Origin of the sequence: Streptomyces niveiscabiei (assembly GCF_001419795.1) — a bacterium.
Lineage (GTDB): Bacteria > Actinomycetota > Actinomycetes > Streptomycetales > Streptomycetaceae > Streptomyces > Streptomyces niveiscabiei.
On record NZ_LIRL01001086.1, the window covers coordinates 1 to 4535 of the forward strand.

General features: G+C 72.4%; 6 protein-coding genes. All 6 read right to left on the minus strand.

Going from position 1 to position 4535, the window contains the following annotated elements; translation table 11 throughout:
• Positions 1–105: 105 nt before the first annotated feature.
• A complete protein-coding gene (locus tag AOK24_RS40205) occupies positions 106–837 on the minus strand; it encodes an ABC transporter permease (protein ID WP_055724857.1) in 732 nt (243 codons plus the stop codon).
• Positions 830–1558, minus strand: coding sequence for an ABC transporter ATP-binding protein (locus tag AOK24_RS40210; RefSeq protein ID WP_055724858.1), 729 nt, complete (start codon positions 1556–1558; stop codon positions 830–832). Before AOK24_RS40210 ends, AOK24_RS40205 begins: the two co-directional genes overlap by 8 nt.
• Before the next feature lie 106 nt (positions 1559–1664).
• Entirely contained in the window at positions 1665–1841 is a 177-nt protein-coding gene (locus AOK24_RS48950) for a hypothetical protein (RefSeq protein ID WP_159052161.1), read from the minus strand.
• A gap of 43 nt (positions 1842–1884) precedes the next feature.
• Positions 1885–2070 (minus strand): daptide-type RiPP, encoded by a 186-nt coding sequence (locus tag AOK24_RS40215; RefSeq protein ID WP_159052162.1) that lies wholly within the window; start codon positions 2068–2070, stop codon positions 1885–1887.
• A gap of 53 nt (positions 2071–2123) precedes the next feature.
• Entirely contained in the window at positions 2124–3437 is a 1314-nt protein-coding gene (gene mpaC, locus AOK24_RS40220; RefSeq protein ID WP_055724860.1) for a daptide-type RiPP biosynthesis dehydogenase, read from the minus strand.
• A partial coding sequence (gene mpaD / locus AOK24_RS40225; protein ID WP_055724861.1) for a daptide-type RiPP biosynthesis aminotransferase occupies positions 3438–4535 on the minus strand: 1098 nt, incomplete at its 5' end.

The following is a 4535-nucleotide window of genomic DNA, read 5'->3' on the forward strand; positions in this document are numbered from 1 at the left end:
CGGGGAGGGGGGCCGGGGGCTTCTCGTCCTGGACCCGCTTGCCGGGTACGCGCTTGAAGCCCCGGCGACGGCCTTCGCCGGCGCCGGTCTCCTTCAGCGTCGTTCTCACGGCAGGTCCCGGCGCAGGAACAGGGCGCGGGCCGCGATCGTGCCCGCCCCTATCCACAGCGCGAGCACCAGCAGGGCCCACGGGATCGGCAGCAGGTTCTCGTTGCCGCCCCGGTACACGGACGCCATGGCCTCGTCGATGGTCAGCCGCCCGACGGACGGGACCAGCCGCAGCAGCCCTTCGCCGACCAGCCACGTGCTCACCAACAGGACGAGGATCGCGGCCACTTGCTGCCGGATCAGCAGCCCGAGCAGCGCCCCCCACACCGCGCCGACCACGATGGTCAGCATCACCCCGAGCAGCGTCCACGTCGTGGTCGCCGTCCACTCGGGCCCCCGCTCGCGCCCGGCGAGGAACAGCCACGGGCTGACGGCGGCGAGCGCCCCGGCGGCCAGCGCGAACACCGCGCCGCAGCCGACGACGGCGACCAGCTTCGCCGTCAGCACACGCGCCCGGCCCCCGCCCAGCAGCACCGACCGGCTGATCGAGCCGTTCCCGAACTCCCGCGTCACCGCGAGCATCGCGATCACGGCGGCGGCGAGCTCGACCATGAACCAGCCCTGGACGAGCGTGGAGGTGATGTCCCCGTTCGCGCCGCTCTTCGCGTCGTCCTGCTGGACGAACCCGGCGTCGGCCATCACACACATGAGGACGATGAACGCGGTGACTCCCCACCAGGCGCGCCCGGTCCAGATCTTGCGCCACTCGGCTCCGATCAGGTCACGCACGGACATCCTCCTTCACAGCGGGACCGGCGAGGTCGAAGAAGCGGCTTTCCAGGCTGAGTTCGCCGTCGCGGGTCAGCTCGGCGGTGCTGCCGCTGTAGCGCAGGGTCTTCTGGACGATGACGATGTCGTCGGCCATCTGCTCGACCTCCGCGAGGATGTGGCTGGAGACCAGCACCGTGCGCCCCTCGGCCGCGAGGGAGCGCAGGAGTTCGCGCAGCCAGCGGATGCCGTCGGGGTCGAGGCCGTTGGCGGGCTCGTCGAGGATGAGCAGCTCGGGATCCGCGAGGAGCGCGGTGGCCAGCGCGTGCCGCTGCCGCATGCCCTGCGAGTAGTCGCGGACCTTGCGGTGGGCGTCGGAGGCGAGTCCGACCTGTTCGAGGACGTCGTCGACGCGGGTGCGGGGCAGGCCGATGGTCTTCGCCCAGATCCGCAGGTCGGCGCGGCCCGAGGCGGCGGCGGAAGGGCCGATGCCGTCGATGCTGACGCCCACGCGGTGCGCTGCGCGCGGCAGTTGGGCGTACGGGTGGCCGAAGATGGTGGCGGTTCCCGCGGTGGGGCGGGCGAGGCCCAGCAGCATCCGCAGGGTCGTGGTCTTGCCGGCCCCGTTGCGTCCGAGGAGGCCCACCACCCGGCCCGAACGGACGGTGAAGGTCACGTCCTCGACGGCGGTGAGGTCGCCGTAGCGTTTCGTGAGTCCTGTGATGTCGATGGCGTCGGTCACGCCATGTCCTCCCCTGCGGCTCGGGGCCGCACGTATATTCGTTCGCAGCGGCCCTGCTCCGGAGGCCAATGGCCGGCCTCCGGAACAGGGCGGTGTCCGTTCAGGCTCAGGTCGCGATGACCGAGGTGACGGCGATGGTGCTGTAGGCGGTGCTGACGCCGGCCGAGATGGCGGCGCTGGCGAGGAAGCTGTCCCACCAGTCGGGGGCCTCCATGCCCTCCAGCTCCTCCATGGCCAGTTCCTGCATGGCCAGCTCCAGAGCGGGGTTGGTGTTCTCCTTCATTTCTTTCACCTCCTTCGGGGATGTCGGGTCTCTGATACGGGAATCAGGTGGCGAGCGTGACGATGGAGACGTACGAGATGACGCCCCCCGCGCTCAGGCCGCCGACGGCGCTGAGCGCCGCGCTCCAGCTGAAGTCCGGGGCGTCGAGCGCCTCCAGCTCCCGCATGTCGAGCTGCTGGTCCAGCTCCTGGAGAGCCAGCTCCAGGGGCGCGGACGTGGTGTTGTTCACGGTCTGCATGGTGTTTTCCCCCTCCCTCGGTGTTTCGGGTCGTCCGCAGGCTTTTACCGGCGGAAGTCTGTGGTGTGCGGCTGCCGGACCGCTTCGGTCAGCACCCGCCGTACGTCGCTGAGGGTGAGCGCGCCCAGCGTGGGCAGCCCGTCCCCCCACGCGCGCAGCGTGGACCGGGCGATCAGCTCCGCCCGCTCCTCGCTCGCCTCGACGTCCCGGCCGATCAGCCAGGTGTCGAGCAGGGTCTCGATGCCCTCGACCGGGTCGGCGGGCAGCGCCGGGCGGTGGGCCGAGGCGACGGCCTGCCAGAGGCGGTGCAGCCGGGGCGCCGAGCCCCAGGGGACGTCGCCCTCCTCGATCCGCCGCCACAGGGGCGGCAGTACGGCGGCGGCGGCCGTCATCTTGCGCAGGCCGAGCCCGGTGGACAGCTCGTTGGCGAGGTACCAGCCCTTGCAGGCGGACGGGTCGCGGCCGGCGTTGAACCAGGGCCCGTGGCTGACGCCGCTGAGCTTGGCGATCTCCAGCCGCAGCGCGTCACCGGGTGCTTCACCGGCCCGCCGGACCGACGCCAGCTCGGCGCCCAGCTCGGTCATCCGCCGCAGCAGCGTCAGCGTGAACGCGTCCTCGGTGGGCAGGTCCTGCGGGTCCCCGACGTACATCCCGGCGACCCGGAAGAACACCTCGAAGACGCCCTCGGCGAGCAGTTCCACGGGCAGCGTCCGGGTGGCGACCGGGTCGAGCACCGCCACGTCCGGCTGGAGCCCGCCCCCGAGCACCAGCCGCTTGCCCTGCGGCCCGGCGAGACAGGCACCGCCGCTGAGTTCGCTGCCGGTGCCGACGGTGGTCGGCACGGTGACGACAGGTACGGCGGGCTCGGCGTCCGCCGGGAGCAGCACGAGTCCGCTCCGGCCGCGCGCCGCGAGCCGGTCCCGTACGACGGGGGCCGCGCTCATCAGCGCCGCGAGCTTGGCCTGGTCGAGGAGGGTGCCGCCGCCGACGGCCACGACGAGTTCGCTGGTGCGGAGCCGGTGCGCCAGCTCCGTCACGCTCTCCAGCGTGCCGGGGCCTTCGGGGACGTACCGCTCGACCGTCCGGTCCGCCCACTGGGCGCAGGCGGTGATCCGGGCGACCGTCTCCGAGTCGGCTACGGCGGGGTCGGCGAGGAGGGTCAGTGTCCGGGCCTTTGAGTGGCTAAGCCACTTGTCCTCTCGGTGGCTGAGCCACTCGGCCTCTTTGTGGCTGAGCCACTCAGCCTCTCGGTGGCTGGGCCACTCGCCCTCTCGGTGGCTCAGCCACTTGGCCAGTCCGCCGATCCCGTGCACGACCTGGGTCGGGCGCCGGGGGCTGAGGTTCCACACGGTGTCCACTCAGACCGCCTCGCTCTGGCGGGCGTGCGCGGCCACCCCGGCCCGTACGCAGTCCAGCAGTTCGGTGACCTCGTCGTCCGTGTAGACCAGCGCCGGCAGGATCTGCACCCCGTTGACGCTGGGGTGCACGATCGCGCCCGCCGCGCGGATCGCGGCGACGACCTCCGGCACCTCCCGCTGCGGCAGCGGTTCCCCGCCGGGCGTACGCAGCCGGATGGACCGGAAGCAGCCGAGCCCCGTCGTCGCCGAGACCAGCGGCTCGGCGGCGACCAGCTCCGCGAGCTTCTCGTCCAGCACCGCCGACAGCCGCCGCGCGGAGGCGACCGCGTCGAGCCGGCGCATCTCCTCCACCGTGGCCAGGATCGCCGCGCAGGTGACGGGCGTTCCGGCCTGCGTCTCGCCGTGCACGAAGACGTCTCCGGCCGCGTCGAAGGGTTCGGCGAGCGCGCTGGGCAGCAGGACGGCCGCCGCCGCCTGCGTGCCGTTGGTCAGGCCCTTCGAGGTGATGAGCAGATCCGGCGGTGCGGGCCAGCGCTGGGAGGCGAAGAAGTCCCCGGTGCGGCCGAAGCCGGTGGCGACCTCGTCGGCGACCAGGAGGAAGCCGTACCGGTCCCGGAGTTCGAGCAGGGTCGCGACGTACTCCGGGGTGAGGGCCACGGCCCCGCTGCCGAGCACCGGTTCCACGACGACCGCCGCGATCCGGCCGCCCTGCTGGGCCGCCAACTGGGTTATTTCTTCTATGGAGTTGGGGGCAACATGGCGTACGAGCCGCTGGTCGACGCCGTACACGGACTGGCCGAGGTTCTCGCCGGTGAGCGCGAATCCGCCGAACGTCAGGCCGTGGTAGCTGTCCCGCAGGCCGACGACGAGCTTGCGCGCGCCGTCGCCGCGCAGGGCGTGGTGGTGCCGGGCGAGCTTCATCACGAGGTCGTTCGCGGCACCGCCGGAGGTCGAGAAGACGACCCGGCCGTAGTGGTCGGCGCCCGCCGCCTCGACGAGTGCCCGCGCGGCGCGCCTGGCGTAGACGTTCTCGTACCGGAAGACCGACAGGTAGGAGGCGTCGCGCAGGGCGTCGGCGCACGCCTGCGCGATGGCCTC

Bases quoted from the DNA above. Each gene is read 5' to 3' on its own strand.
- AOK24_RS48950 (WP_159052161.1), bottom strand. From the start codon at position 1,841: ATGAAGGAGAACACCAACCCCGCTCTGGAGCTGGCCATGCAGGAACTG.